This window comes from Bradyrhizobium sp. NBAIM01 (assembly GCF_020194115.1).
Lineage (GTDB): Bacteria > Pseudomonadota > Alphaproteobacteria > Rhizobiales > Xanthobacteraceae > Bradyrhizobium > Bradyrhizobium yuanmingense.
Genome location: NZ_JADYVU010000003.1, coordinates 335,888 through 358,672, shown reverse-complemented (window position 1 = coordinate 358,672; position 22,785 = coordinate 335,888). Strand labels below are relative to the sequence as shown.

22 protein-coding genes are annotated in these 22,785 nt (G+C 65.5%); 8 read left to right on the top strand and 14 right to left on the bottom strand.

The window, feature by feature from the left end:
- Positions 1 to 22: 22 nt before the first annotated feature.
- Both I6F31_RS12490 and I6F31_RS12485 read right to left on the bottom strand, forming a co-directional pair.
- Complete coding sequence (locus I6F31_RS12490) at positions 23 to 793, bottom strand: ABC transporter ATP-binding protein (protein ID WP_036044529.1); 771 nt, start codon at positions 791 to 793, stop codon at positions 23 to 25.
- A 2-nt stretch (positions 794 to 795) separates the two neighbouring features.
- On the bottom strand, positions 796 to 1,929 hold the full coding sequence (locus I6F31_RS12485; protein WP_225135887.1) for an ABC transporter permease: 1,134 nt from the start codon (positions 1,927 to 1,929) through the stop codon (positions 796 to 798).
- A gap of 131 nt (positions 1,930 to 2,060) precedes the next feature.
- Between I6F31_RS12485 and dgcA the strand changes: the two genes are divergently transcribed.
- Complete coding sequence (gene dgcA / locus I6F31_RS12480; protein ID WP_225185467.1) at positions 2,061 to 3,056, top strand: N-acetyl-D-Glu racemase DgcA; 996 nt, start codon at positions 2,061 to 2,063, stop codon at positions 3,054 to 3,056.
- Here the strand turns inward: dgcA and I6F31_RS12475 are convergent.
- Positions 3,026 to 4,210, bottom strand: a complete 1,185-nt coding sequence (locus I6F31_RS12475; protein ID WP_225185466.1) for an MFS transporter — start codon at positions 4,208 to 4,210, stop codon at positions 3,026 to 3,028. The two genes, dgcA and I6F31_RS12475, sit on opposite strands and share 31 nt — an antisense overlap.
- Before the next feature lie 75 nt (positions 4,211 to 4,285).
- Between I6F31_RS12475 and I6F31_RS12470 the strand changes: the two genes are divergently transcribed.
- Positions 4,286 to 5,722, top strand: a complete 1,437-nt coding sequence (locus I6F31_RS12470) for a hypothetical protein (RefSeq protein ID WP_225185465.1) — start codon at positions 4,286 to 4,288, stop codon at positions 5,720 to 5,722.
- 126 nt (positions 5,723 to 5,848) lie between these two features.
- Positions 5,849 to 6,202, top strand: a complete 354-nt coding sequence (locus I6F31_RS12465) for an ADP-ribosylation/crystallin J1 (protein WP_225148294.1) — start codon at positions 5,849 to 5,851, stop codon at positions 6,200 to 6,202.
- Positions 6,203 to 6,213: 11 nt separating this feature from the next.
- Here the strand turns inward: I6F31_RS12465 and I6F31_RS12460 are convergent, their stop codons facing one another.
- The 3 genes from I6F31_RS12460 to I6F31_RS12450 form a co-directional block, all read right to left on the bottom strand.
- A complete protein-coding gene (locus tag I6F31_RS12460) occupies positions 6,214 to 6,573 on the bottom strand; it encodes a hypothetical protein (RefSeq protein WP_036015565.1) in 360 nt (119 codons plus the stop codon).
- 85 nt (positions 6,574 to 6,658) lie between these two features.
- Positions 6,659 to 7,174, bottom strand: coding sequence for an AAA family ATPase (locus I6F31_RS12455; RefSeq protein ID WP_225148293.1), 516 nt, complete (start codon positions 7,172 to 7,174; stop codon positions 6,659 to 6,661).
- Positions 7,175 to 7,181: 7 nt separating this feature from the next.
- Positions 7,182 to 7,625, bottom strand: a complete 444-nt coding sequence (locus I6F31_RS12450) for an RbsD/FucU domain-containing protein (RefSeq protein ID WP_036015548.1) — start codon at positions 7,623 to 7,625, stop codon at positions 7,182 to 7,184.
- A 165-nt stretch (positions 7,626 to 7,790) separates the two neighbouring features.
- On the opposite strand from I6F31_RS12450, the gene I6F31_RS12445 reads away from it, so the two are divergent.
- Positions 7,791 to 9,602, top strand: coding sequence for a caspase family protein (locus I6F31_RS12445; RefSeq protein ID WP_225148292.1), 1,812 nt, complete (start codon positions 7,791 to 7,793; stop codon positions 9,600 to 9,602).
- 187 nt (positions 9,603 to 9,789) lie between these two features.
- On the opposite strand, the gene I6F31_RS12440 is transcribed toward I6F31_RS12445, so the two are convergent.
- The 4 genes from I6F31_RS12440 to thiD all read right to left on the bottom strand — a co-directional run bounded on the left by I6F31_RS12440 (position 9,790) and on the right by thiD (position 13,846).
- Positions 9,790 to 10,773, bottom strand: a complete 984-nt coding sequence (locus I6F31_RS12440; RefSeq protein WP_225114178.1) for a threonine/serine dehydratase — start codon at positions 10,771 to 10,773, stop codon at positions 9,790 to 9,792.
- Between the two features lie 63 nt (positions 10,774 to 10,836).
- Positions 10,837 to 11,880 carry a glycosyltransferase family 1 protein gene (locus tag I6F31_RS12435; protein ID WP_225148291.1) on the bottom strand — a complete coding sequence of 348 codons (1,044 nt, stop codon included), beginning with the start codon at positions 11,878 to 11,880 and terminating at the stop codon, positions 10,837 to 10,839.
- Between the two features lie 13 nt (positions 11,881 to 11,893).
- Positions 11,894 to 12,706, bottom strand: coding sequence for a UDP-2,3-diacylglucosamine diphosphatase (locus I6F31_RS12430; RefSeq protein WP_109143147.1), 813 nt, complete (start codon positions 12,704 to 12,706; stop codon positions 11,894 to 11,896).
- Positions 12,707 to 13,045: 339 nt separating this feature from the next.
- A complete protein-coding gene (gene thiD / locus I6F31_RS12425) occupies positions 13,046 to 13,846 on the bottom strand; it encodes a bifunctional hydroxymethylpyrimidine kinase/phosphomethylpyrimidine kinase (RefSeq protein ID WP_225185464.1) in 801 nt (266 codons plus the stop codon).
- A 320-nt stretch (positions 13,847 to 14,166) separates the two neighbouring features.
- Between thiD and I6F31_RS36705 the strand changes: the two genes are divergently transcribed.
- The 3 genes from I6F31_RS36705 to I6F31_RS12415 all read left to right on the top strand — a co-directional run bounded on the left by I6F31_RS36705 (position 14,167) and on the right by I6F31_RS12415 (position 16,493).
- Complete coding sequence (locus I6F31_RS36705; RefSeq protein WP_346656481.1) at positions 14,167 to 15,438, top strand: PAS domain S-box protein; 1,272 nt, start codon at positions 14,167 to 14,169, stop codon at positions 15,436 to 15,438.
- On the top strand, positions 15,399 to 16,145 hold the full coding sequence (locus I6F31_RS36700; RefSeq protein WP_346656480.1) for a response regulator: 747 nt from the start codon (positions 15,399 to 15,401) through the stop codon (positions 16,143 to 16,145). Before I6F31_RS36705 ends, I6F31_RS36700 begins: the two co-directional genes overlap by 40 nt.
- A gap of 102 nt (positions 16,146 to 16,247) precedes the next feature.
- Positions 16,248 to 16,493, top strand: a complete 246-nt coding sequence (locus tag I6F31_RS12415) for an Lrp/AsnC family transcriptional regulator (protein WP_018642903.1) — start codon at positions 16,248 to 16,250, stop codon at positions 16,491 to 16,493.
- Positions 16,494 to 16,630: 137 nt separating this feature from the next.
- Here I6F31_RS12415 and I6F31_RS12410 read toward each other — a convergent pair whose 3' ends face one another.
- A complete protein-coding gene (locus tag I6F31_RS12410) occupies positions 16,631 to 17,554 on the bottom strand; it encodes a cytochrome c (RefSeq protein ID WP_036015538.1) in 924 nt (307 codons plus the stop codon).
- Between the two features lie 147 nt (positions 17,555 to 17,701).
- Here I6F31_RS12410 and I6F31_RS12405 point away from each other — a divergent pair, with 147 nt between their 5' ends.
- Positions 17,702 to 18,121, top strand: a complete 420-nt coding sequence (locus tag I6F31_RS12405; RefSeq protein WP_036015536.1) for a CHRD domain-containing protein — start codon at positions 17,702 to 17,704, stop codon at positions 18,119 to 18,121.
- 212 nt (positions 18,122 to 18,333) lie between these two features.
- On the opposite strand, the gene I6F31_RS12400 is transcribed toward I6F31_RS12405, so the two are convergent.
- The 3 genes from I6F31_RS12400 to I6F31_RS12390 all read right to left on the bottom strand — a co-directional run bounded on the left by I6F31_RS12400 (position 18,334) and on the right by I6F31_RS12390 (position 22,735).
- Positions 18,334 to 19,617, bottom strand: a complete 1,284-nt coding sequence (locus tag I6F31_RS12400; protein ID WP_109143142.1) for a cystathionine gamma-synthase family protein — start codon at positions 19,615 to 19,617, stop codon at positions 18,334 to 18,336.
- A gap of 229 nt (positions 19,618 to 19,846) precedes the next feature.
- Positions 19,847 to 20,296: a cytochrome c gene (locus I6F31_RS12395; RefSeq protein ID WP_057028751.1), complete on the bottom strand. Its 450-nt coding sequence runs from the start codon at positions 20,294 to 20,296 to the stop codon at positions 19,847 to 19,849.
- Positions 20,297 to 20,425: 129 nt separating this feature from the next.
- A complete protein-coding gene (locus I6F31_RS12390) occupies positions 20,426 to 22,735 on the bottom strand; it encodes a xanthine dehydrogenase family protein molybdopterin-binding subunit (RefSeq protein ID WP_225148288.1) in 2,310 nt (769 codons plus the stop codon).
- Positions 22,736 to 22,785 lie beyond the last annotated feature (50 nt).

Sequence of the window (22,785 nt, the reverse complement as noted above, 5' to 3'; positions counted from 1 at the left end):
CTCCGGCTACTCAACCCAGCTCTCAACCCATGACCGCGCGGGCGCGCTTGCCATGAAAATACTGCCTCAGCCAGGGATGCTGCGAGGCCTGCATGTCGGCGATCGACCCTGCCGCAATGATCTTACCGTTCCCTAAAACGGCGATGCGGTCACATGCTGTGTATAGGCTGTCGAGGTCGTGGGTTACCATGAAAACCGTCAGCCCCAAAGTGCGCTGCAGGGTCCGAACCAGCTCGTCGAAGTCGCCCGCGCCGATCGGATCGAGGCCGGAGGTCGGCTCGTCCAGAAAGACGAGGTCGGGATCGAGCGACAACGCACGCGCCAGCGCCACGCGCTTGATCATGCCGCCGGAGAGTTCGGACGGGAAACGCTCGGCGACCTCGGGCTTGAGGCCGACCATGGTGAGCTTGGCCATGGTGATCTCGTCCATCAGCCGCTGCGAGACGCGCAGATATTCGCGCATCGGAAACTGGATGTTCTGCCGCACGGTCAGCGAGGAGAACAGCGCGCCCTGCTGGAACAGGACGCCCCAGCGCCGCTCGACATTGCGCCGCTGCGACGCGCTCGATGAATCGAGGTCGACGCCGAACACTTCGATGGAGCCCGCGACCTTCGGCACCAGGCCGATGATGGTGCGCGTCAGCACCGACTTGCCCGCGCCGGAGGGACCGACGAAGCCCAGGATCTCGCCGCGCTTGACGTCGAGGTTGAGCCCGTCCAGCACGCGCGTGGCGCCAAACTGCACGGTGATGTCGCGGACGCGGATGATCGGGTCCTGTATCTCGCCTGCCATCGTCACATCCCGATCGAGGCGAAGAAGATGGCGAAGATGCCGTCCATGACGATGACGAAGAAGATGCCCTTCACCACCGACGCGGTGGTGTGCTGACCCAGCGATTCCGCGCTGCCCTGCACGGCGAGCCCTTCGACGCAGGCGACGATGCCGATCACGGCGGCCATCACCGGTGCCTTGACGATGCCGACGATGAAATGGTCGATCGAGATGGCGTCGCGCAGGCGCAGCAGGAAGGCCTCCGGCTGAACGCCGCCATAGAGCCAGGCCACCAGACCGCCGCCATAGAGCGCGGCCATGGCGCCGAGGAATGCGAGGATCGGCAGCGCCAGCACCAGCGCCATCATGCGCGGCAGCACCAGGACCTCGATCGGATCGAACCCCATGGTGCGCAGCGCGTCGATCTCCTCGCGCATCTTCATCGAGCCGAGCTCGGCGGTGTAGGCGCTGCCGGAGCGGCCGGCGACCATGATCGCGACCAGCAGCACGCCGATCTCGCGCAGCACCAGCACGCCGAGCATGTCGACCACGAAGATGTCGGCGCCGAAGCGGCGGAAATGGAAGATGCCTTGCTGCGCGATGATGCAGCCGATCAGGAAGGTGATCAGCACGATGATCGGCACCGCGCGCCAGCAGACCTGCTCCATGTGGTGCACGGTCGAGGTCAGGCGGAACGAGCGCGGATGGATCAGGACGCGAAACCACGCCGCGAGCACGGCGCCCAGCATGTCGACGAGGCCCGCCACCGTCCCGGCGACGCCGGCCACGGCCCGTCCGATCTGCTCCAGCATGCCGGAGATGGTGATCGGGTCGCTGTCGACCACCGCCGCCCCCCTGACCCGCCGCACCTCGTCCACGAGGCTGGAATAATTGGCGGAGAGCCCCGCGATCTGCGCCTCGACGGCCCCCTGGGTCAGGCTGCGGCGCAGCCGCTCGATCAGCCAGGCACCGAACGTGTCGAGCTTGGCGACCTCGGAGACGTCGATGAAGATGCTTTGCGGGGTGCCTGCGAGCTTCTCGGCGTCCGCCACCATGCGCTCCAGGACCGGCGCAAAGCTCGCGGTCCAGGTGCCGGTGGCGCACAGTGCCAGCGCGTTGCCCTTGGCAATCCGTTCCAGCTTCGGATCGCCACTCATGTCCGCTCCCGCGCCGGGGCGGAGAAAATCAGATGGTTGCGCACGCGCCCTTACCCAGAGAAGGTATCCCCAAGGGGTTAATGTTAGTTGCTAGAGGTAACTAGCAGGTTCAGATTTCGCCAGAGTTCAAAATGACTTCCAGCAAACTTGTGACCCTGGCGGCGCGAATCGAGCGCTTCCCGATCGCCGGCAGCTTTACCATCAGCCGGGGCGCCAAAACCGAGGCCGTCACGGTCGTGGCGGAGGTCAGCCGGGGCGGCCTGACCGGCCGCGGCGAGTGCGTGCCCTATCCTCGCTACGGCGAGACGCCGGAGGCGACGCTGGCCGCGATCCAGGCCATGCAGGAGGCCGTCGCGGGCGGGCTGACGCGAGAGACCCTGCAGGCCGCAATGCCATCAGGTGCGGCCCGCAACGCCTTGGATTGCGCCCTGATCGACCTCGAGGCCAACGCGGCCGGCTTGCGCGCCTGGAACCTGCTGGGCCGCCCGGCGCCAGTGGAGCGCACCACGGCTTACACGATCTCGTTAGCGACCCCCGAGGCCATGGCCGCGGCGACCGCCAAAGCGGCGCACCGTCCGCTGCTCAAGATCAAGCTCGGCGGCGACGGCGATCCGGAGCGCATCGCAGCCGTGCGCAAGGCCGCTCCCGAAGCCGAGCTGATCGTCGATGCCAACGAGGCCTGGACCGAGGCCGATCTGGAAGCCAATCTCGCCGCCTGTGCCGCCGCCGGCGTGACCCTGGTGGAGCAGCCGCTGCCGGCAGGCCGCGACGAAGCGCTGGCGCGCATCAGGCGCCCGCTCGCCGTCTGCGCCGACGAGAGCGTGCATGACCGCAAGTCGCTTGCGCCCTTGCGCGAACGCTACGACGCCGTAAACATCAAGCTCGACAAGACCGGCGGCCTCACCGAGGCGCTGGCCATGGCCGATGCTGCCCGGGCGCTCGGCTTCGAGATCATGATCGGCTGCATGGTCGCGACCTCGCTGTCGATGGCGCCTGCAATGCTGGTGACGCCGCAGGCGCGCTTCGTCGATCTCGACGGCCCCTTGCTGCTGGCGCGCGACCGCGACCACGGCCTGCGTTATGACGGCAGCCTGGTCTACCCGCCGGACGCTTCGCTCTGGGGCTGAGCCGTGAGGCGATGCCGCGCCGACCAGATCAGAATGGCACCGGCAGCGGCCATCGCCGCCATGACGTAATAGACATTGTCGCCGATGCGGGCGTAGATCGCGCCTGATGCGATCGACGTCGCCGCCCCCAGGAGCCCGTTGCAGGCGGCGTAATAGCCCTGCCCGCGCGCGATCTGATGCGAAGACACGCGCTGCGCCAAAAGGTTCATGGTGCCGACGATGGTCAGGCCGAAGCTGAAGCCGTGGCCGAGCTGGGCGATCGCGAGCAGCACGAGCGGCGGCTCGCTCGCGGTGACGATCCAGCGCAGCACGGCGACCACGCCGCCGATCGCCATCAGCGTGGACGGCTGCAGCGAGAAGCGCGGCGACAGCGCGAACACGACGATCTCTGCCATGATGCCGAGCGTCCACAGCACCGCGATGGTCAGCCCGCTGATGCCTTGCAGCTGCCAGTTGATGGCCGAGAAGGTGTAGAAGGCGATGTGGCTGCTCTGGATCAGCGCCGCCGACGCGATCACGGCCCAGAAGTCTGCATCGCGCAGCAGCGGCTTCCCGGCATGCCGCTCCGGCGTCCTCCGCCTGAGATCGTCGAGCGGCTGCAGCAGCAGGCTGGCTGCGACCGCGACGACGGCCCAGGCCACGATGACCCAGATCAGGTCGCGCGGAGCGATGACGTCGACGAGATAGCCGCAGGCGAGCGAGCCGGCGGCAAACGCCGCCGACCCCCACAGCCGCAGGGGTCCGTAATCGAGCCCGTAGCGAGCGACACCGCGCAACGCATAGGCATCAGTCAGCGGCATCGTCGGCGTCCACACCATGCAGGTCAGCGCATAGATCAGGAACAGCGCCAGCGGCTGCTGCTGCAGGCCGACCATCGTAAATCCGATCGCGGTGGCCAGCGCCGACACCATGATGGCGGCGCGAATGGCCTGCCGCTTTTCGGCAAAAGCGGTCACTTGCGGCAGCGTGGTGAAGCGCGTGATCGCCGGCAGCGCGGCGATGATGCCGATCCAGACAGCGTCGATGCCGATCGCCTTCAGCCAGACCGGGAAGAACGGCACATGCGTGCCCAGGACCGCAAAAAAGGCCGAATAGAACACGGCGAATCGCCGCTTCGTCGCTGCCGCGATGGGGATTTGTGATTCGGACTGCATCAAACCAATTGCGATTCGGTCGATATCGTGGTGATCGTTACAGTAACGCGCACTGATTTGCGCGACGAGATTGTCATGGCCAACGAAGCATTCGCCCTCTCGCCCATGTCTGCCCGCGCGGCCGCGCCGAACGAGCAGGATTACGACGCGATCCGCGAAGCCTTCATGGAGACCGCGCGCGGCCGCTGGTTCCTCGGCGAATATGCCAAGCGCAACCGCAATGCCGACACAAGCATGGTGCTGGATGCGGTCGCCAAAATCGAGGAAACCCTTGCGGCACAGCGGCAACCGGTCGTCGAGGACCGCTTGCCCGAGGCGCTGGTCGAGATCCGCCGCGCCATCCGCGAGGCCGAGACGATCGCGCTCGCCGCGGTCGATCCCGGCGCGATCGAGGCGAGTCTCGCGCCGATCCCGCGCGGGGTACGCATCATCAAGGAGATCTCCTGGCGCTGGCGCGAGATCGGCGCCGACGGGCGAATCTGCGACCTCATTGATTCGCAGCTCGCCTCGATCGAGGCCGCCTGCGGGCAGATCTCGACCCTCGATCCCCGCATCGAGCTCAAAGCCGCGTTCGATCTGCTGAAGGACCGCGTCGAGCAGCTCGACGGCGACGCAACGCCACAGGCCGCTCCGGCTCCGACGCAGGAGGCGCCGTCATCAGTCGCAGCAGCCTCGCCCGTCGAGATGGCGGCGATGGCGGGCGATGCATCCGTGGCTTTTACGGAGACGCGCGAAGAGATCGCGGCAGCTCCGGAACTCGATGCGGCCGTCGAAGCAGCGGCCGTCGCTGAAACCTCCGCCATCGCCGAGCAGGCCATGGACGCGGCTGCCGCACAGGGGATCGCGGCCGAAAGCCAAATCCCTGCCGAAAGCGCGGCGCTCGAAAACCTCGCGCCTGATGATGCCGAGCTCGAAGCCGTCGCGTTTGAAGAGCCGGCCGCTCAGCCGGAGGTCTTGACGGAAGCAAGCGAGGAGTTCTCGCTCGACGCCGCAGCCGAGGCCGAGGACGAAGCCATCCTCGAGGCCATCGCGATGGAGATGGCCGCGCCCGATCCCGAGTTTGACGAGATCATCGAGCCGGTGGAGATGGCAGCCGCGACGCCGGAGCCGGCGCTCTCGGATGTCGTGGCGCCTATTGCCACCGAACAGCCGGAGCCGGTCGCAGCCGAGCCTGTCCTCGCAGCCATCGCCGAAGAGCCCGCCGCGGACGCGCCGATCGCGCTGGACTCGCTCGCGCGCCTCACCGACGCCATCGCGGAAGCCGCCGCCGAAGTGATGGAGCAGCAGGCGCCCGCCGTGGCGGCCGCAGCATCATTGGCGGCAGCCCCGACCGCGACGCTGCCGATGCCCTCGCCCCTGCCCGCGTCCATGTCCGCGTCCATGTCCGACGCCTCGCTCGGCGCCACCATCCTCGCCAGCGGCATCTTGCAAAAACCCCGCGCACCGGCCAACGACCCGCTCGCCCCGATCCGCCGCATGACCCAGGCCGAGAAGATCGCGTTCTTTTCGTAAGGGGCGCGCACTCCCCCCACACCGTCATTGCGAGCGCAGCGAAGCGATCCAGGCTGTCTCCGCGGAGGATTCTGGATTGCTTCGCTGCGCTCGCAACGACGACGGTCGATCTTGGACCTCACGCCCATGTCCCCCACCGAAGATGCCCTCACTCTCTGGCGGCCCGTCGGTCCAAAAGAGCTGGAGTTGATCCAGCAATCCGGCATGCGCGCGTTTCCGCCGCGCCTGCCCGACCAGCCGATCTTCTATCCGGTGCTGACCGAAGACTACGCCATCAAGATCGCGCGGGACTGGAATGTCCCGGCGAGCGGATCGGGCTTCGTGACCCGTTTTGCAGTCAAGCGCAGCTTCATCGAAAAATACGATGCGCAGGAAGCGGGCGGACGCTCACATCTGGAGTACTGGATTCCGGCCGAGGACCTCGATGCGTTCAATGCCGCAATCGTCGGCTTGATCGAGGTCGTCCGCAGCTTTCCCTGACTGTCAGCGCCTCACCCGCAATTCCAGATCGGACCGATCGGCGTGCGCGTCCAGCACGGGCCATAGCTGCCGCCGTTGTAGCGGCCGCCGTTGAATCCGGGGCGACCGAAATAGTGCCACTCGCCGTCCCAGCGATAATATTGTGGAACCGGGTCGATGTACCAATGGCGCCGGTCGGCGCGCGACAGGCGGCGCATGGCGTCTTTCTGCTTGTAGAGCGGGATGCTGTTGCTGAGCGGCTGCCGATAGCCCGGCAGGAAGCCGTAGCCCTTCCAGACCGGCTTGGGGCGCTTTTGCACGGGCTCGGCCGGTGCCACAGCGGGCAGCAGCGACAGGACGACAGCAACGAAGAGACACAGAAGGCGAGACATGAATCGACGATAGACAGGCGGATGCGAGAAGGCCACTCAAATTCGAGTGCGAGGCGTTTCGTCCCAGCAAACGCCAGTAAGACGACTAGCCGATCTTCTCGCGCACATGCGCTTCAACGCGGTCCAGGACATGTTCGAGCGAACTCTCGGCCGTATCGAGCACCAAGTGCTCCCGATCCCACGGCTCGTAAGTCAGGCTCACGACGTCATCCCAGGTTGGAACCCTGTGACCGTCAATGTCGGGCAGCCGGTTTTCCACGCGCTGCCGGTGTAACGCCGGTTCGCTGCAAATCACTTCAATCTCGACGATGCCTGCGCCGGTTCGCAAGGCAGTCTGCCGCCATCCGGCGCGGCTTGCCAGCACGGGATTGACGCAGTCCGCGATGACGATGCGCCCGAGCTTGAGGTTTTCGGCGGCGAGCGTGTTGGCAACGGCATAGCCGGCTGCGCCGACGATGAAACCTGCGTCCCGCAACGGCTGCTCGATCGCATCGATACGAAGATAGGTTGCCGCCAGCCTGGCGGTGAGTTCGCGAGCGATCGTCGTCTTACCGGTACCTGGAAGGCCGCCGAACACGATCAGTGAGGATGGATGCTTCATGATATTCCTAACCGATCACGCCCTTCCTGATCAGGAAGCAGCCATAGCCCCTGCTGTCACCGACCTGCACGACGCCAAAGCCTGCCGCTGCCGCGCGATAGAAATCGGGACGCGCGAGCTTGCCGGGCGTGACCGGCCGGCCAGCCGCACGTGCGATCTCCGCGAGCACGGCGCGCTGCACCTCGGGCACGCGGTCGGGATCGTCGACCGGCATCATCACACGCACCGGATCGGGATCGAAATCGTCGAGCGGATAGACCGACATGATGGCCCGGATGGCAGTTTCCATCGTCATGCCCGGCAATTGGATCAGGCGCTGCGACGAGGTGCTCTGCGCGATCCGGGTGGCGGGGTGATTGGCGTCGACGAACACGAGGTCGTCGCCATGGCCCATCGCGGCGAGCAGCCAGAGCAAATCGGGGGTGAGGATCGGATCGATCGATTTCAGCATGTGGCGGACGTCCTCCCAATCGATCGCTAACCATAACAGGTTCCGAGCGTGATTCAGATCACGGAGGCCAGCATGGTGACAGGGATCACGGACCGCAAGGGTCGAACGCGGCCAAGCTTGCGCGCAACCAATCTCGCATCGAGATGAGTGCCAAAGGAGCACGCCATGTTCCGCCTAAAGCCCTTTTTCATGACGGCGAGCCTGCTGGGAAGCCTGTTCGGCTTCGCCTGCGGGCCCGTTTCCGCGCAAGTCGCCCCCGTGCAGCCTGCCCCCACCGCGCTGCAAGGCCCGGAGCAGCGGGTGGCGCTGGTGATCGGCAATGCCAACTACCAGAACGCGCCGCAGCTTGCGAATCCCGACGATGACGCCCAGTCGATGGCGCAGTTCCTGAACTCCGCCGGGTTCGAAGTGGTCGCCGCGACCGACTTGACCCAGAACGACATGCTCCGCGTCGTCCAGGACTTCTCCGCCAAGGTCGCCTCGCGCGGTCCGAACACGGTGGCGATGGTCTATTACGCCGGTCACGGCGTGCAGCTCGCCGGCGAGAACTATCTCGTTCCGGTCGACGCCAAGGTCTCCAGCCCGACCGAACTGGTCAACAATTCGCTGCGCCTCGTCGACGTGATGTCGACGCTGGAGACGATCCCGAGCCGCATGCGCATCGTCATCCTCGATGCCTGCCGCAACAACCCTTTCCCTGAAATCAACGACGCCGGCCGAGGCTTGGCAATCGTCGATGCGCCGAACGGCTCGATCGTCGGCTACTCGACCGCGCCAGGTGCCGAGGCGCTCGACGGCACCAATGGCCACAGCCCGTACACACAGGCGTTCCTGAACGTCGCGCGCGAGCCCAACGTGCCGATCGAGCAGCTGTTCAAGCGCGTGCGCCTGCAGGTCAACCAGACCACCAGCGGCGCGCAGATTCCGTGGGAGAGCTCGTCATTGACGAGCGACTTCACCTTCTTTGGTGACACCGCCGTTGCCGCCAACCGCGCGCCGGTGAAAGCGCCGGTCGTGCAGATGGCCTCCAATTTGCCGAGCCGCTCCACCCGCCAGGCCTATGACTACGTCGTGTCCGAGGGCCGTCCGGAGTACTATCAGGAGTTCATCCGGATGTACCCGCACGACCCGCTGTGCGACCACATCCGCTGGCTGCTCAACAACATCCTGATCTCGCAGGCCTGGCACAAGGCGGTGCTCGCCAACTCGCCGCTCGCCTACAAGAGCTTCTATGACAGCTACGGCAACAGTCCCTATGCGCAGGTCGCGCTGAAGCTGCAGGTGCAGCCGAAGCAGATCCCCCTGATGCAGGCGACCAAGTTCCTGGCGCCGCAGACCATTGCTCCGGCGATCAAGATCGGCAATCTCGGCCAGCCCAAATACATGCCGCTGATGCAGCAGGGCAATGGCGCGCAGGTGAACGGCAATCTGCCGGTCGTGCAGAAGCCGCTCGACGGCAATGTCGTCGGCAAGCTCGGCAATGGCGGCCAGATCGTCACCCTGCCTGCCGGCAACAACCAGCCGAACCCGCAGAACGGCACGCCGCCGCAGACCCCGAGCAAGATCGTCACGCTGCCTGCGCCGACCAACACGGTCAACGGCAAGGTCGGCATCGGCAAGATCGTGACCCTGCCTGCGACCAGCACCATGCCGAATGGCGGCACCATCAAGCCGGGCAAGATCGTGACCATGCCGGTGAATGTCGGCAAGGGTGGCCCGAACATCGAGTCGAAGCCGGTCAACGTGCAGACTCCGAACCGCCCGATCCGGCTCAACAACGGCAACACCGGCATCGTCAAGCTCAACAATAACCCGGTGAAGAAGGTGCAGGTGCAGACCAACGTGCAGAACACCCGCCCGCAGCTCAACACGATGCCGAGCCGCATGGTCAGCAGCAACAACAACTTCCGGCAGTCGATGAACCAAGCGCCGAGCATGAACAATGGCGGCAACCGTCGCGGCGGTTTCACGCACTGATTGCGGCGAGCGAGACGACAGAGGGGCAGAGCGGAAACGCTCTGCCCCTTCTTCATGTCTGTTCTTGGTCATTCCGGGATGCGCCGTAAGGCGCAGGCCCGGAATCCATACTCCCGATCGTGGTTATGGATTCTCAGATGCGCAATTGCGCATCATAGCTCTCGCTGCGCGAGCCCCGGAATGACGATCAGGCCACCAGCTCCGCGAACAGTTCCGCATCGACATTGCCGCCTGACAGCACGATGACGACGTTCTTGCCGGCCACATCAAGGCGGCCCGCGAGTAGCGCAGCAAGCCCCACCGCGCCGCCGGGCTCCACCACCAGCTTCAGCTCGCGATAGGCAAAGGCGACCGCCGCGCCGACTTCCTTGTCCGACGCCGTGACGCCGCGCGCCAAGAGCTTGCTGTTGATCGCAAACGTCATCTCGCCCGGCATCAGGGCCATCAGCGCATCGCAGATGGTGCGGCCGGCCGGCGGATGCGGCTCGCGATGGCCTGCGCTGAGTGAAATGCCGTGATCGTCGAAGGCCTCGGGCTCGGCGACCACGATCTCGGCTTGCGGATAGCGCGCCTTCACGGCGGTCGCGACACCCGCGATCAAGCCGCCGCCGGAGGCCGGCGCCACCACGATGTCGGGGCCGAGGCCGAGCGTTGCCATGTCCTCGGCGATCTCGCGGCCGGCGGTGCCCTGCCCTGCGATCACGAACGGATCGTCGTAGGGTTTGACCAGCGTCGCGCCGCGCTTCTCGGCAATGCCGCGCGAGATCGCCTCGCGGTCGTCCTTGTCGCGGTCGTACAGCACGACCTCGGCGCCGTAGGATTTGGTGCGCTCGCGCTTCGACAGCGGCGCATCCGCTGGCATCACGATGGTGGCCTGCATGTCGAGGATCTTTGCCGCCGCCGCCACGCCCTGGGCGTGGTTGCCGGAGGAGAACGCAACGACGCCGCCGGCGCGCTTGTCCTGCGGGATCGAGAACACCTTGTTGAAGGCGCCGCGGAACTTGAACGAGCCGGTGCGCTGAAGCATCTCCGGCTTCAGGAACACTTTCGCACCGACGCGCTCGTTGAGCACGGGGAAGGACAACAGCGGGGTGCGGATGGCGTAAGGCGCGATCACGCGCGCTGCGGCATCGATGTCGGCAGGGCCGACCGGAAGGGCCTGTTCGGTCATGGCGGAATGCTATCGCGGCCGATCAGGCCCGGGCAAGACACCTCCGCGAGAGGATTTCTTGCCTCAAGCCACGAAACGCGGCTGTTCCGCGGCGTTCCGACCGGGCAGCACCGCCCCGACCGCCAAAATGCTGTCGATAAAGACCGTTGCAGAGGCCTCCCAGGTGTAATTGGCGGCGAACGCGACGCAGTCCTGCCGGGAGATATCGAGCGCGGCGAAGCAGGCATTGCGCAGATCGTGATCGAGCGCGCCCACCGGCGCATCGCCAATCACGTCGCGGGGACCCTTCACGGGGAAGGCCGCGACCGGCAGGCCGCTCGCGAGCGCCTCCAGCAGGACCAGGCCGAAAGTGTCGGTCTTGCTCGGGAACACGAACACGTCGGCGGCCGCGTAGATATCCGCCAGTTCGTCGCCGTGCTTCTCGCCGAGGAAGATCGCATCGGGGTAGGCCTCTTCCAGCGAGGCGCGCGCCGGGCCGTCGCCGACGACCACCTTGGTGCCGGGTAGGTCGAGGTCGAGGAACGCCTCGAGATTCTTCTCGACTGCGACGCGGCCGACCGACAGGAACACGGGTGCCGGCAGGCAGAGATCGATGACTCGCGGGTGGAATAACGTGGTGTCCACGCCGCGCGGCCACAGCACGACATTGTCGAAGCCGCGCTCGGTCAGTTCGCGCGCGAGCGCCGGCGTCGCCGCCATCACGGCGCGACTGGCGCTGTGGAAGCGCCGCAGCGCCCGCCAGATCAGCGAGCCCGGCACTGGCACGCGGGCGCGGACATATTCGGGAAAGCGGGTATGGAAGCTGGTCGTGAACGGCAGCTTGCGCTGGCGGCAATAGCGGCGGACCATCAGGCCGATCGGCCCTTCGGTCGCGATGTGGATGCTGTCGGGACGTGCCTCCTCGATCAGCCTTGCGATCCGGGCCGGGCGCGGCATGGCGAGGCGCACGTCGCGATAGCTCGGCATCGCGAAGGTGCGGAACGATTGCGGCGTCAGGAACGTGAACTCGACGCCGAGCGCTTTTGCAGCGTCAGAGAGCTTGGTCAGCGTCCGAACCACACCGTTGACTTGCGGGTGCCAGGCGTCGGTCGCGACCAGGATGCGCATCAAGTGGTCCTTGTTATGCAGCTCTAGCTGCGACCTGTGGCACCTGCTCCGGCTTCCGCAACTGATCCGCCCAGGTGATGATCTCGAAATGGCCGTCGTCATGCTCGACCAGGGCGGTGCAGCTCTCCACCCAGTCGCCGCAATTCATGTAGCGGATGCCGGCCTCGTCGCGGATCACGGCGTAGTGGATGTGGCCGCAGATCACGCCGTCGGCCTGGTGACGCCGCGCCTCGGCGGCGAGCGCCTGCTCGAACGCGCCGATATAGTTGACGGCGTTCTTGACCTTCTGCTTGGCCCATTGCGACAGCGACCAATAGGGCACGCCGAACAGGCGGCGGAAGAAGTTGACCAGGCGGTTCATCTGGATCGCGAAGTCGTAGGCCTTGTCGCCGAGATGGGCGAGCCAGCGCGCGTTCTGCACCACGAGATCGAAGATGTCGCCGTGAATGACGAGATAGCGCTTGCCGTCGGCGCCGGTGTGAACCGTGTTCTCGACCACGTCGATGCCGCCGAAATGCGTACCGTAATAGTTGCGCAGGAACTCGTCGTGATTGCCGGGAATGTAGATGACCTTGGCGCCCTTGCGCGCCTTGCGCAAAAGCTTCTGGACGAGGTCGTTATGCGATTGCGGCCAGTGCCAGCTCGATTTCAGCGCCCAGCCGTCGACGATGTCGCCGACGAGATAGATCGTATCGGCATCATGGTAGCGCAGGAAGTCGAGCAGAAGATCGGCTTGTGAACCGCGGGCCCCGAGATGGACGTCGGAGATGAACAACGTGCGAAAGCGCCGCTCCGGGCTCTCGTCACTCACATCGTAACTTCCCATGCGCCAGCCTGTAACAATGTCCCGTGACAGGGGGATGACCGATTGAACCCTTGAGGCACCTTCAAATACGAATCACGCCTTGCCTCGCCCTCCCCGCGAATATCAGTCGCATGCGACAATCAGGCGACATGGCGCCGCAGGGGCGCAAGCCCCCGCTCTTCTCTGAGGCAAACCTCCCCGCGGCACATCCTTCGAGACGCCCGCCCTTGGCGGGCCCTCAGGATGAGGACCGAGTGTGCGGCCCTAGCTTCAACGGGCACAGTGCTGCTTAGCCTCATCCTGAGGAGACCGCTGGAAGCGGTCGTCTCGAAGGATGGGGCGCGCGTTCAGGTGCCCGCCTCAGTAGAACTTGTGGAAATGATGGATCGGCCCGTGGCCGTGGCCGACGCTGAAGCGGTCGGCGGCGGCGATCGCGGCGCTGATCCAGGCCTTGGCGTTGCGCACGGCGGCCTCGAGGTCCTCGCCCCTGGCCAGCCCGGCCGCGATGGCGGAGGACAGCGAGCAGCCGGTGCCATGGGTGTTACGGGTGGCCACACGCGGCGCGGCGAGCGCGATCGCGGTCTCGGCAGTGACGAGATAGTCGGTGCTCTCGGCGCCCTCCCCGTGCCCGCCCTTGATCAGGACGGCGCGGCAGCCCAGCGCCAGCAGGCGGCGTCCCTGGCTTTCGATCTCGGCCTCGCTCGCCGCCACCGGTGCACCGAGCAGGGCCGCAGCTTCCGGCAGGTTCGGCGTGATCACGGCAGCCAACGGCATCAGCCTGGCGCGCAGGGCGTCGACGGCTTCAGCGGCGAGCAGGCGGTCGCCGGAGGTCGCCACCATGACGGGATCGAGCACGACATGCCGCGGCGACCAGCGCGACAGCGCGGCCGCGATGGCATCGATGCTGGCGGCCTGGGCCACCATGCCGATCTTCACCGCACCGATGTCGAGGTCGGAGAACACCGCGTCGATCTGCTCGGTGACGAACCCGGCCGGCACCGCGTGAATGCCGGTCACGCCGCGCGTGTTCTGCGCCGTCAACGCCGTGATCACGGAGGCGCCATAGACGCCGAGCGCGGCAAAGGTCTTCAGGTCCGCCTGGATGCCGGCGCCGCCGCTCGAATCGGAACCGGCGATGGTGAGTGCGACCGGGGTCGTCATCGCGGGAGACATGTGCTTGAGGAGGCCGCCATGGCCTCTCGTAGCGCGACCGTGGAACGTCAGCAAGCGCGCCGGGCCGCCGCCAGGCGTGATTCGCGAACCGATTGCGCGCCTTGCGAATCAGTCGGACACCGCGCGGACCAAGGCCCGAAATGATGGGGGCTTGAAAATGCAACGGCGCCGGACCCTTGCTATAGTCGCGTACCTTAGCGTGCTTCGCCGGTTACGCGAGACGTCAGGTGGTGGAACCGTCCAGCGCCCCCATGTTGCGGGCCGCCGGCCCCGCAAGCCACCTGAACAAGACTCCTTGGGGTGGAACGATGTGGGCCTTCTTCGAACGTCTCCTCGACTCGTCCATGCTGTCGCCGCACGGCATCTGCCTGTTGTGGGAGCCTCAGCTGATCTGGCTTCACGTCGTTTCCGACGCCAGCATTGCCGCTGCCTATTTCTCGATCCCGTTCGCCCTCGCTATTCTCGTCACCAAGCGGCGCGACCTCAAGTTCGGCTGGGTCTACTGGGCGTTCGCGATCTTCATCATGGCGTGCGGCCTGACCCACGTGCTGTCGATCTATACGCTCTGGGTTCCGATCTACGGCATCGAGGGCATGCTCAAGGCCGCCACGGCGGTCGCGTCGGTCTTCACCGCCGCCGCGCTCTGGCCGCTGCTGCCGAAGATCCTCACGATCCCCTCGCCGTTCGAGCTGCGACAGGTCCAGGCCGCGCTCGAGGAGGAGGAAATCAAGAGCCGCGACGCCACGCTGCTGCTGCAGCAGGTCCGCGACGCCCAGCGCGCGATGCGCGAGAGCGTGGCGCGCCTCACCGCGATCGTCGAGACCGCGGTCGACGGCGTCATCCTGCTCGATGCGCAGGACCGCATCCTGCTGTTCAATCCGGCCTGCGAGCGCTTGTTCGGCTACCGTGCCGACGAGGTGATGAACCGCAACGTCGGCATGCTGATGCCCGAGGCGGATGCAGGATCCGAGCGCCAGGTGCGGCATTTCGCGACCAGCGGCGAGGCCGTCGGCCTGCGCAAGGACGGCACGACGTTTCCGATGGAGCTGTCGGTCGGCCAGGCGCGGCAGGACGGCGAATTGATCTTCGTCGGCATCGTCCACGACCTCACCGCGCGCAAGCTGACCGAGCAGCAGCTTCAGCAGGCGCAGAAGATGGAGACGGTCGGTCAGCTCTCCGGCGGCATCGCGCATGACTTCAACAATCTGCTGACCGTCATCATCGGCAATGCCGAGCACCTGAGCGAGCAGCTAAAGGCGAGGCCCGACCTCGGGCGCTTTGCCGACGACATCTGCCAATCGGGCGAACGGGGTGCCGAGCTGACGCAGCGCCTGCTCGCCTTCAGCCGCCGCCAATTGCTGCGGCCTCAGACGATCGATTGCCGGAGCCTGCTCGATTCCATGTTCAAGCTGCTCAAGCGCACCTTGCGCGAAGACATCGAGATCAGGACGACTCCGGGCCCGGCACGATCCTGGCCTTTGCCGACCGCGCCCAGCTCGAATCCGCCGTGCTCAATCTCGCGCTCAACGCGCAGGATGCCATGCCATCGGGAGGCCACCTCACGCTTGCCACGGAGCTGATCACGATCGAGGATGATGACGGTGCCGTTCACCGGGAGGTCGCACCCGGCAGCTACGTCCTGATCGCGGTTACCGATGACGGCGAAGGCATGACGCCCGAGGTCGCCGCTCGCGCGTTCGAGCCGTTCTTCACCACCAAGGAGGTCGGCAAGGGCTCGGGCCTCGGCCTCAGCATGGTCTATGGCTTTGCCAAGCAATCAGGCGGCCATGTCTCGATCTACAGCGAGGCTGGCCTTGGGACCACGGCCAGGATCTACCTGCCGCGCGCGAGCACCGGTAGGTCGCAAGCCGATCTTCCCGACGGCGAGGACACGGCGCCGCGAGGCTACGAGACGGTCCTGATCGTCGAGGACGATCCGTTCGTCCGCTCCTCCGTCATTCGCAGGGTGGAAGCGCTCGGATATCGCGTCGTCGCCGCGGTCAACGGCAAGGATGCCTTGCAGCAGCTGCAGAGCGATCCCGGCATCGACTTGCTGTTCACCGATATCGTGATGCCCGGCGGCATGAGCGGCTGGGAGCTCGCCGATCAGGCGCGGCGGGTGCGTCCCGGCCTGCCGGTCCTGTTCACCTCGGGCTACGCGCTGGAGACCTTGGTCGAGCAGGGCCGCGCGCAGGCGCGAGCGGTCGTGCTGACCAAGCCCTACCGCAAGGTCGAGCTCGCCCAGCGCCTGAGGGATGCATTGGCCGCCGCAGTGGTCCCATCCTAGCATCGCGCCCGAATGCACCTCGGATGATCCAGCAAGTTCGCTTGCTAAATCCAGCCGGTTTTGGCCTATTAGCCGGAAGAATACGCTTTCGGAGTGCCCGCGATGGTTCCTTTTTTCGTTCAGATCAAGTGCAAGCTCGGCCAGTCCTATACGGTGGCCAATGCGCTTGCCGAAGCCGAGATCGCCTCCGAGATCTACTCCACGGCCGGCCAATACGACCTCCTGGTGAAGTTCTACGTCGACAAGGATACCGACATCGGCCACTTCGTGAATGAGAAGGTGCAGGTGCTGCCGGGCATCCAGGACACTCTCACCATCATCACCTTCAAGGCGTTCGGCACCGGCTAAAGCATGATCCGGAAAAGTGCGAAGCGGTTTTCCGGAAAGATCATGCGTAAACAACAACCTAAAGCGCGATGATGATTCATCCCAATCTCATCGCGCTTTAGATCACGCGCAAAACAACGGCCGAAGCGCCGGCAGCGCTAGCCGCCCTCCTTGCGCTTGGGCGGTGTCGGTCCCTGCACCGGCGGCAGCGACTTCAGATAGGCGGCCATCGCGGCGCGGTCTTCCGCGGTAAGTTGCGCCAGATTCTTGATCACCGCCCGCATCGCGCCCGAAGCGCTGTCGCCCTCGGGCAGGTCGCCGGTCTCGAGAAAATCCGCGATATCCTTCTCGCTCCAGTTGCCGATGCCCTGCTGCGTGATGTTGGGCACCCAGCCCTCCCCTTCGGGATTGGGCCCACCGGCAAAGCGCTGGCTGGCGATGATGCCGCCGAGCGCATTGCGCGGGCTGTGGCATTCGGCGCAATGGCCGAAAGCGTTCACGAGATAGGCTCCGCGATTCCATTGCGGCGAGCGCGCGGCGTCCGCGACGAACGGCGCGGTGTCCATGAACAGCAGCTTCCAGATGCCGACATTGCGGCGGATGTTGAACGGAAACGGCAGCGCGTGGTCGCCCACTGTGCCGGACACCGACGGAAGCGTCTTCAGATAGGCAAAGAGATCGCGGACGTCGTCGACACTGGCCAGATGATAGGACGTGTAGGGAAAGGCGGGGAAATAGTGCGTGCCCGTGGGCGAGATGCCGCGCATCACGGCGTTGACGAAATCGGCCTCGCTCCAGCGGCCGATCCCGTAGGCGGGATCGGGGGAAATATTGGGGACGTAGAACGTCCCGAACGGCGAGCCCAGCGCCAGCCCGCCGCCGAGCCGCAGGCGATCGGGCTGATTGGGGGTGGCATGACAGGACGAGCAGCCGCCGGCGTTGAACAGCTCCTGCCCGTTGGCGAGATCGGGGTTGCGTGTCGGCGCCGGCAAGGCCAGCACGGCCGGGGCGGTCAACCACCAATAGAGTGCGAACGCCGCGGCGGCGGCGATCAGGGCGGCAAGGAGCGTTCGTCGCAACATTCGATCATTCCATCGTGAACGCGCGAACTTAAGGGTCATGCCGCGCTCGATCCAACCACGAATATTTTAGACGGCCCGGATGTAATGCCGGAATAAACCGCATGACGCACTGTTTGAAAAGCAATCAGGCGTCAACAGGAGAAAGCCATGACCAAAGCCGTTTTTGCCACACTGGTACTCGGAGCCGCCGTTGCGTTCGCCGCCCCGGCCAGCGCGGAGAAACTGAAGGCGACGCTGGACGGCAAATCCGAAGTCCCCGCCAACACCAGCAGCGCGACCGGAACGGCCGATCTGGACTACGACGCTGCCAGCAAGAAGCTGTCCTGGACCGTCACCTATTCCGGCCTCTCGGGCCCCGCCACCGCCGCGCATTTCCACGGGCCTGCCGAAGCCGGCAAGAACGCCGGCGTCGCGGTCCCGATCCCGAATGCAGCCTCGAGCCCGGTCAAGGGCGAAGCCACGCTCACCGACGCGCAGGCCGCCGATCTGCTCGGCGGCAAGTACTACATCAACATCCATACCGCGGCGAACCCGGCCGGCGAGATCCGCGGTCAGGTGACGAAGTAAAGCGAAAACGCGGGCTTCGTCGCGGAAAGGCCGGACGCAAGGAGGGAGCGTCCGGCCTTTTCGATTCCAAGCAACTTCGTAGCCCGGATGGAGCCAACGGTCGGCGCGAAGCGCCGCCCGTTGGTGCAATCCGGGAGCCCTGCGCGTTGCGGACAGGTCCCCGGATTTCGCTGCGCCCCATCCGGGCTACGACGCTACGACTCTGACCGTGCTCAAGCCGCGTTCAGCGCCTGCGCGAGGTCGGCGATCAGGTCCGACGGGTTCTCGATGCCGATCGACAGCCGGATCGTGGAATCGAGCACGCCGATCTTTTGGCGGATGTCGGCGGGAACGCCGGAATGGGTCATCGTCGCCGGCAGGCTTGCGAGCGATTCCGTGCCGCCAAGGCTCACCGCCAGCTTGAGGATCTGCAGCGCGTTGAGGAATTTCACCGCCGCCTCCTTGCCGCCGACGATGTCGAACGAGAACGTCGAGCCCGCGCCCAGGCATTGCCGCGCGAACACACGGCCGGACAGCGAGCCCTGCTCGTGGTGACCGAGGTAGTGCACCCTGGCGACCTTCGGATGGTCGCGCAGGAAGTCTGCCACGAGCCGCGCATTCGCATCGGCCTTCTCCATCCGCAGGCTGAGCGTCTCGAGCGAGCGGTTGATCATCCAGCACGAATGCGGATCGAGCTGGGTGCCGATGGCGCCGCGCAGCGCCTTGATGCCTTTCATGATCGCCTTCGATCCGAGCGCGGCGCCCGCGATCAGGTCGGAATGACCGCCGACATACTTTGTCAGCGAATACAGCGACAGATCCGCGCCGTGCTCGATCGGCCGCTGAAACACCGGCCCGAGCAGCGTGTTGTCGCAGGCGATGACCGGCGTATGTCCCTGGGCCTTGCCGATGGAATCGGCGATGCGGCGGATCATTGCGATGTCGACGAGGCCGTTGGTCGGATTGGCCGGCGTCTCGATCAGGATCATCGAAACCCGCCCCTTGCCCATGGCCTCCTCCGAGGCCTGCTTGACCGCCGTCTCGTCGATGCCGTCGGCAAAGCCGACGGCGCCGATCGACAGGCGCGCAAGCGTGTTCGTCAGCAGCGTCTCCGTCCCGCCATAGAGCGGCTGCGAGTGCAGGATGACATCGCCCGGGCGAACAAAGGCCAGAATCGTGGTTGCGATGGCCGCCATGCCGGACGAGAACAGCGCGCAACTCTCCGTGCGCTCGTAGATCGCGAGCCTGTCCTCGACGATCTCGCTATTGGGATGATTGAAGCGCGAATAGACCAGGCCGGCGCCCATGCCTTCCGGCGGCTCGCGCCGTCCGGCGACGTAGTCGAAGAAGTCCTGGCCATCCTCGGCGGTCTTGAACACGAAGGTGGAGGTCAGGAACACCGGCGGCTTGATGGCGCCCTCGGACAATTGCGGATCATAGCCATAGGTCAGCATCAGGGTTTCCGGATGCAGCATATGATTGCCGATATGGGTCTTGGAGGGGAACGGTTTTGCCATGGCCTGTCTCGCTGTTGATCGAGGTGCTCGCCGCGCGCTGGGAATCCCGACGTGAGGATGCCGGGAGGAGACTCGTGTGAGCGCACGGCCGTTGGCGCAAGGATAGCCGCTCTCGCGGCAATCCGTCAGGCCTTGCGGACGGAAGTTCCTGCGGGCCGCGGTCAAGAAAAAGGCGGTTGCTTTCGCAACCGCCCTTCTGAAGTCCTTGGTAGCCCGTTAACTGCGCCCGCTATTTCAATTTCACGCGATAGGTTTCGTGACAATCATTGCAGCGGTCGTTGATCGCCGTGTAGGCCGCCTTCAGGCCCGCGACATTGGTGATCTTGCCTTTGGCGTCGGCGATCGCCTTCTGCACCGGCGGGATCTTGGCATCGAAATCGGCCTTGTTCTGCCAGACCTTCGGCGAGGAACCATAGGTCGCGTTGACGACATCCTGCTTGGGATTGATCTCGAAGGTCTTGGCGATCTTGGCAACATCGGCCTCGATGCTGGCGATGGCCTCATCGGCAGCCTTCTTGTCGAAGGGAATATCGCCCTTGCTCATCTTCTGAAGCACGCCATACTGATTCTTGGCGATTGCCCGCATCAGATTGTCCTGCTGGACGGCAATCTCCTGTTGCGCCATGACGGCGCCCGCGCCCAGCACGAGGGCGCCCGCGACAATCATCGTCCGTTTCATTGGTTCGTTTCTCCGGCTCTCGAGACGTTCGGGGAATGAGACTGTCACCGGCTTCGCGCGAAGCCGGGACCCATCATGGGTAGAACCCCGCGCGGCGGGTTTATTCCCGTGCGCGCGGGAAGCGCGGCTTCACAAGCTGTGACGGCGGTGATGCTCGCTGATCGCAACCCACACCCGCTCGGGCGTTGCCGGCATGTCGATGTGGTCGATCTTGTACTCGCGCCAGAGCGCATCGACGATGGCGTTGACCACGGCCGGACAGGAGCCGATCGCGCCGGCCTCGCCGGCCCCCTTCACGCCCATCGGATTGGTCTTGCAGGGCACGTTGTGGGTCTCGAACACGAAGGCCGGCCCGTCCGCCGCGCGCGGCAGCGCATAGTCCATGAAGGTCGCGGTGATGAGCTGCCCGTCGGTCGGTCCATACACCACCTGCTCCATCAAGGCCTGGCCGATGCCCTGCATGGCGCCGCCATGCACCTGGCCGGCCAAGAGCAGCGGATTGAGCGTCTTGCCGAAATCGTCGACGATCACGTAGTTGACGATTTTGATGATGCCGGTCGCCGGATCGATCTCGACCTCGGCAACATGGGTGCCGTTGGGATAAGTGCCGTCGGCGCTGGCAAAGGTCGCGCTGCCGTTCAGCTTCGACGGATCGGCCCCGGGCCGCTTGGCGAGATCGGCAAACGAGATCGAGCGGTCGGTGCCGGCGATCCGCACCACGCCTTCGGAGATTTCGAGGTCGCCCGCGCTGGCTTCCAGCGCCTGCGCCGCGATCTCCTTCAGCCTCGAACCGAGCTCGCGCGTGGCACGTTCGACACTGACGCCGCCGGAGGGGATCGAGGCCGAGCCGCCGGTGCCGAGGCCGGTTGCGATCTCGTCGGTGTCGCCCTGCCGGACATGCACGCGCTCGGGCGCCACGCCGAACTGTTCGGCGACGATCTGCGCATAGGCGGTCTGATGGCCCTGCCCGCTCGATTGCGTGCCGATCAGCACGGTGACGTCGCCATTGGCATCGAGGCGGACGTTGGCCGTCTCTTCACCCATCACGCCGCAAATCTCGACATAGCTCGCAAGCCCGATGCCGCGGATCAGGCCGCCCTTCTTGGCCGCCTTGGCGCGCTTGGGGAATTCCTTCCATTCCGCTATCTCCATCGCGCGCTTCAGGTGCGCGGCGAAGTCGCCGGAATCGTAGACCTTGCCGGTCGCGGTCTTGTAGGGCAGCGCTTTCGGCGGGATGAAATTCTTGCGGCGGATCGCATCCGGCGTCATGTCGAGCTTCCGCGCGCAGGCATCGACGAGGCGCTCGATGACATAGGCAGCTTCGGGCCGGCCCGCGCCGCGATAGGCGTCGACCGGCACGCTGTGGGTGAAGATCGTGCGGACCCGGCAATGGAAGGCCTGGATGTCGTAGAGGCCCGGCAGCATGCCGGCGCCGCCATGCGGGATGTAGGGCCCGAAGGTTGACAGATACGCGCCCATGTCGCCCATGAGGTCGCAATCCATCGCGAGGAACTTGCCGTCCTCGGCCAGAGCCATCTTGGCGGTGGTGACGTTGTCGCGGCCCTGCGCATCGCCCATGAAATGCTCGGAGCGATCGGCCGCCCACTTCACCGCCTTCTTCAGCTTTCGTGCGGCGACCGCCATCAGGGCATATTCCCGATACGGAAACAGCTTTGTGCCGAACCCGCCGCCGACGTCGGGGCAGATCACCCGCATCTTGTCGGTGGGGATGTTGAGCACGTTCTGGCAGAGGATGTCGCGCAGGCGGTGGCTGCCCTGGCTGCCGACCGTTAGCGTCAGATGGTCGCGCTTGGAATCGTATTCGCAGACGGCAGCGCGGGTCTCCAAGAAGCTTGCAACCACGCGCGGATTGACGATGGAGATCTCGGCGACCGCATGCGCTTTCGCGAAGGCAGCTTCCGTCGCCGCTTTGTCGCCGATCGAGACGTCGAACAGCACGTTGCCCGGCTTGTCCGGCCAGACCAAGGCTGCGCCTTTCTTCACGGCGTTGACGACGCCGGTCACCGCGGGCAGCGGCGACCATTTGACCTCGATCGCCTCGATCGCGTCGCGAGCCTGGTCGATGGTCTCGGCGACCACGAAGGCGATGGCGTCGCCGACATGGCGCACCTCGTCCTTGGCCAGGATCGGGTAAGGCGGGCCGGTGAACGGATCGGTCTCGAGGTTGAACAGGCAGGGCAGATTGCCGAGATCCCCGACGTCGTCGGCCGTCAGGATCAGCGCAACGCCCGGCAGGCCGAGCGCGCGGCTCGCATCGATGCTGTATTTGGCATGCGCATGCGGCGAGCGCAGCACCAGGCAGCGGAGCGCGGCCTGCGGCGCGTAATCGTCGGTATAGCGGCCCTTGCCGCGGATGAGCGCGTCATCCTCCTTGCGCAGCACGCTTTGGCCAACGCCGAACTTGATGGGAGCCGCCATTTTATCTTCCCGTTCTCATGGTTGTTTTGTGGGCATATTGCCGTGGAAAA

Bases quoted from the DNA above. Each gene is read 5' to 3' on its own strand.
- I6F31_RS12490 (WP_036044529.1), bottom strand. From the start codon at position 793: ATGGCAGGCGAGATACAGGACCCGATCATCCGCGTCCGCGACATCACC.
- I6F31_RS12485 (WP_225135887.1), bottom strand. From the start codon at position 1,929: ATGAGTGGCGATCCGAAGCTGGAACGGATTGCCAAGGGCAACGCGCTG.
- dgcA (WP_225185467.1), top strand. From the start codon at position 2,061: ATGACTTCCAGCAAACTTGTGACCCTGGCGGCGCGAATCGAGCGCTTC.
- I6F31_RS12475 (WP_225185466.1), bottom strand. From the start codon at position 4,210: ATGCAGTCCGAATCACAAATCCCCATCGCGGCAGCGACGAAGCGGCGA.
- I6F31_RS12470 (WP_225185465.1), top strand. From the start codon at position 4,286: ATGGCCAACGAAGCATTCGCCCTCTCGCCCATGTCTGCCCGCGCGGCC.
- I6F31_RS12465 (WP_225148294.1), top strand. From the start codon at position 5,849: ATGTCCCCCACCGAAGATGCCCTCACTCTCTGGCGGCCCGTCGGTCCA.
- I6F31_RS12460 (WP_036015565.1), bottom strand. From the start codon at position 6,573: ATGTCTCGCCTTCTGTGTCTCTTCGTTGCTGTCGTCCTGTCGCTGCTG.
- I6F31_RS12455 (WP_225148293.1), bottom strand. From the start codon at position 7,174: ATGAAGCATCCATCCTCACTGATCGTGTTCGGCGGCCTTCCAGGTACC.
- I6F31_RS12450 (WP_036015548.1), bottom strand. From the start codon at position 7,625: ATGCTGAAATCGATCGATCCGATCCTCACCCCCGATTTGCTCTGGCTG.
- I6F31_RS12445 (WP_225148292.1), top strand. From the start codon at position 7,791: ATGTTCCGCCTAAAGCCCTTTTTCATGACGGCGAGCCTGCTGGGAAGC.
- I6F31_RS12440 (WP_225114178.1), bottom strand. From the start codon at position 10,773: ATGACCGAACAGGCCCTTCCGGTCGGCCCTGCCGACATCGATGCCGCA.
- I6F31_RS12435 (WP_225148291.1), bottom strand. From the start codon at position 11,880: ATGCGCATCCTGGTCGCGACCGACGCCTGGCACCCGCAAGTCAACGGT.
- I6F31_RS12430 (WP_109143147.1), bottom strand. From the start codon at position 12,706: ATGGGAAGTTACGATGTGAGTGACGAGAGCCCGGAGCGGCGCTTTCGC.
- thiD (WP_225185464.1), bottom strand. From the start codon at position 13,846: ATGACGACCCCGGTCGCACTCACCATCGCCGGTTCCGATTCGAGCGGC.
- I6F31_RS36705 (WP_346656481.1), top strand. From the start codon at position 14,167: ATGTGGGCCTTCTTCGAACGTCTCCTCGACTCGTCCATGCTGTCGCCG.
- I6F31_RS36700 (WP_346656480.1), top strand. From the start codon at position 15,399: ATGCCATCGGGAGGCCACCTCACGCTTGCCACGGAGCTGATCACGATC.
- I6F31_RS12415 (WP_018642903.1), top strand. From the start codon at position 16,248: ATGGTTCCTTTTTTCGTTCAGATCAAGTGCAAGCTCGGCCAGTCCTAT.
- I6F31_RS12410 (WP_036015538.1), bottom strand. From the start codon at position 17,554: ATGTTGCGACGAACGCTCCTTGCCGCCCTGATCGCCGCCGCCGCGGCG.
- I6F31_RS12405 (WP_036015536.1), top strand. From the start codon at position 17,702: ATGACCAAAGCCGTTTTTGCCACACTGGTACTCGGAGCCGCCGTTGCG.
- I6F31_RS12400 (WP_109143142.1), bottom strand. From the start codon at position 19,617: ATGGCAAAACCGTTCCCCTCCAAGACCCATATCGGCAATCATATGCTG.
- I6F31_RS12395 (WP_057028751.1), bottom strand. From the start codon at position 20,296: ATGAAACGGACGATGATTGTCGCGGGCGCCCTCGTGCTGGGCGCGGGC.
- I6F31_RS12390 (WP_225148288.1), bottom strand. From the start codon at position 22,735: ATGGCGGCTCCCATCAAGTTCGGCGTTGGCCAAAGCGTGCTGCGCAAG.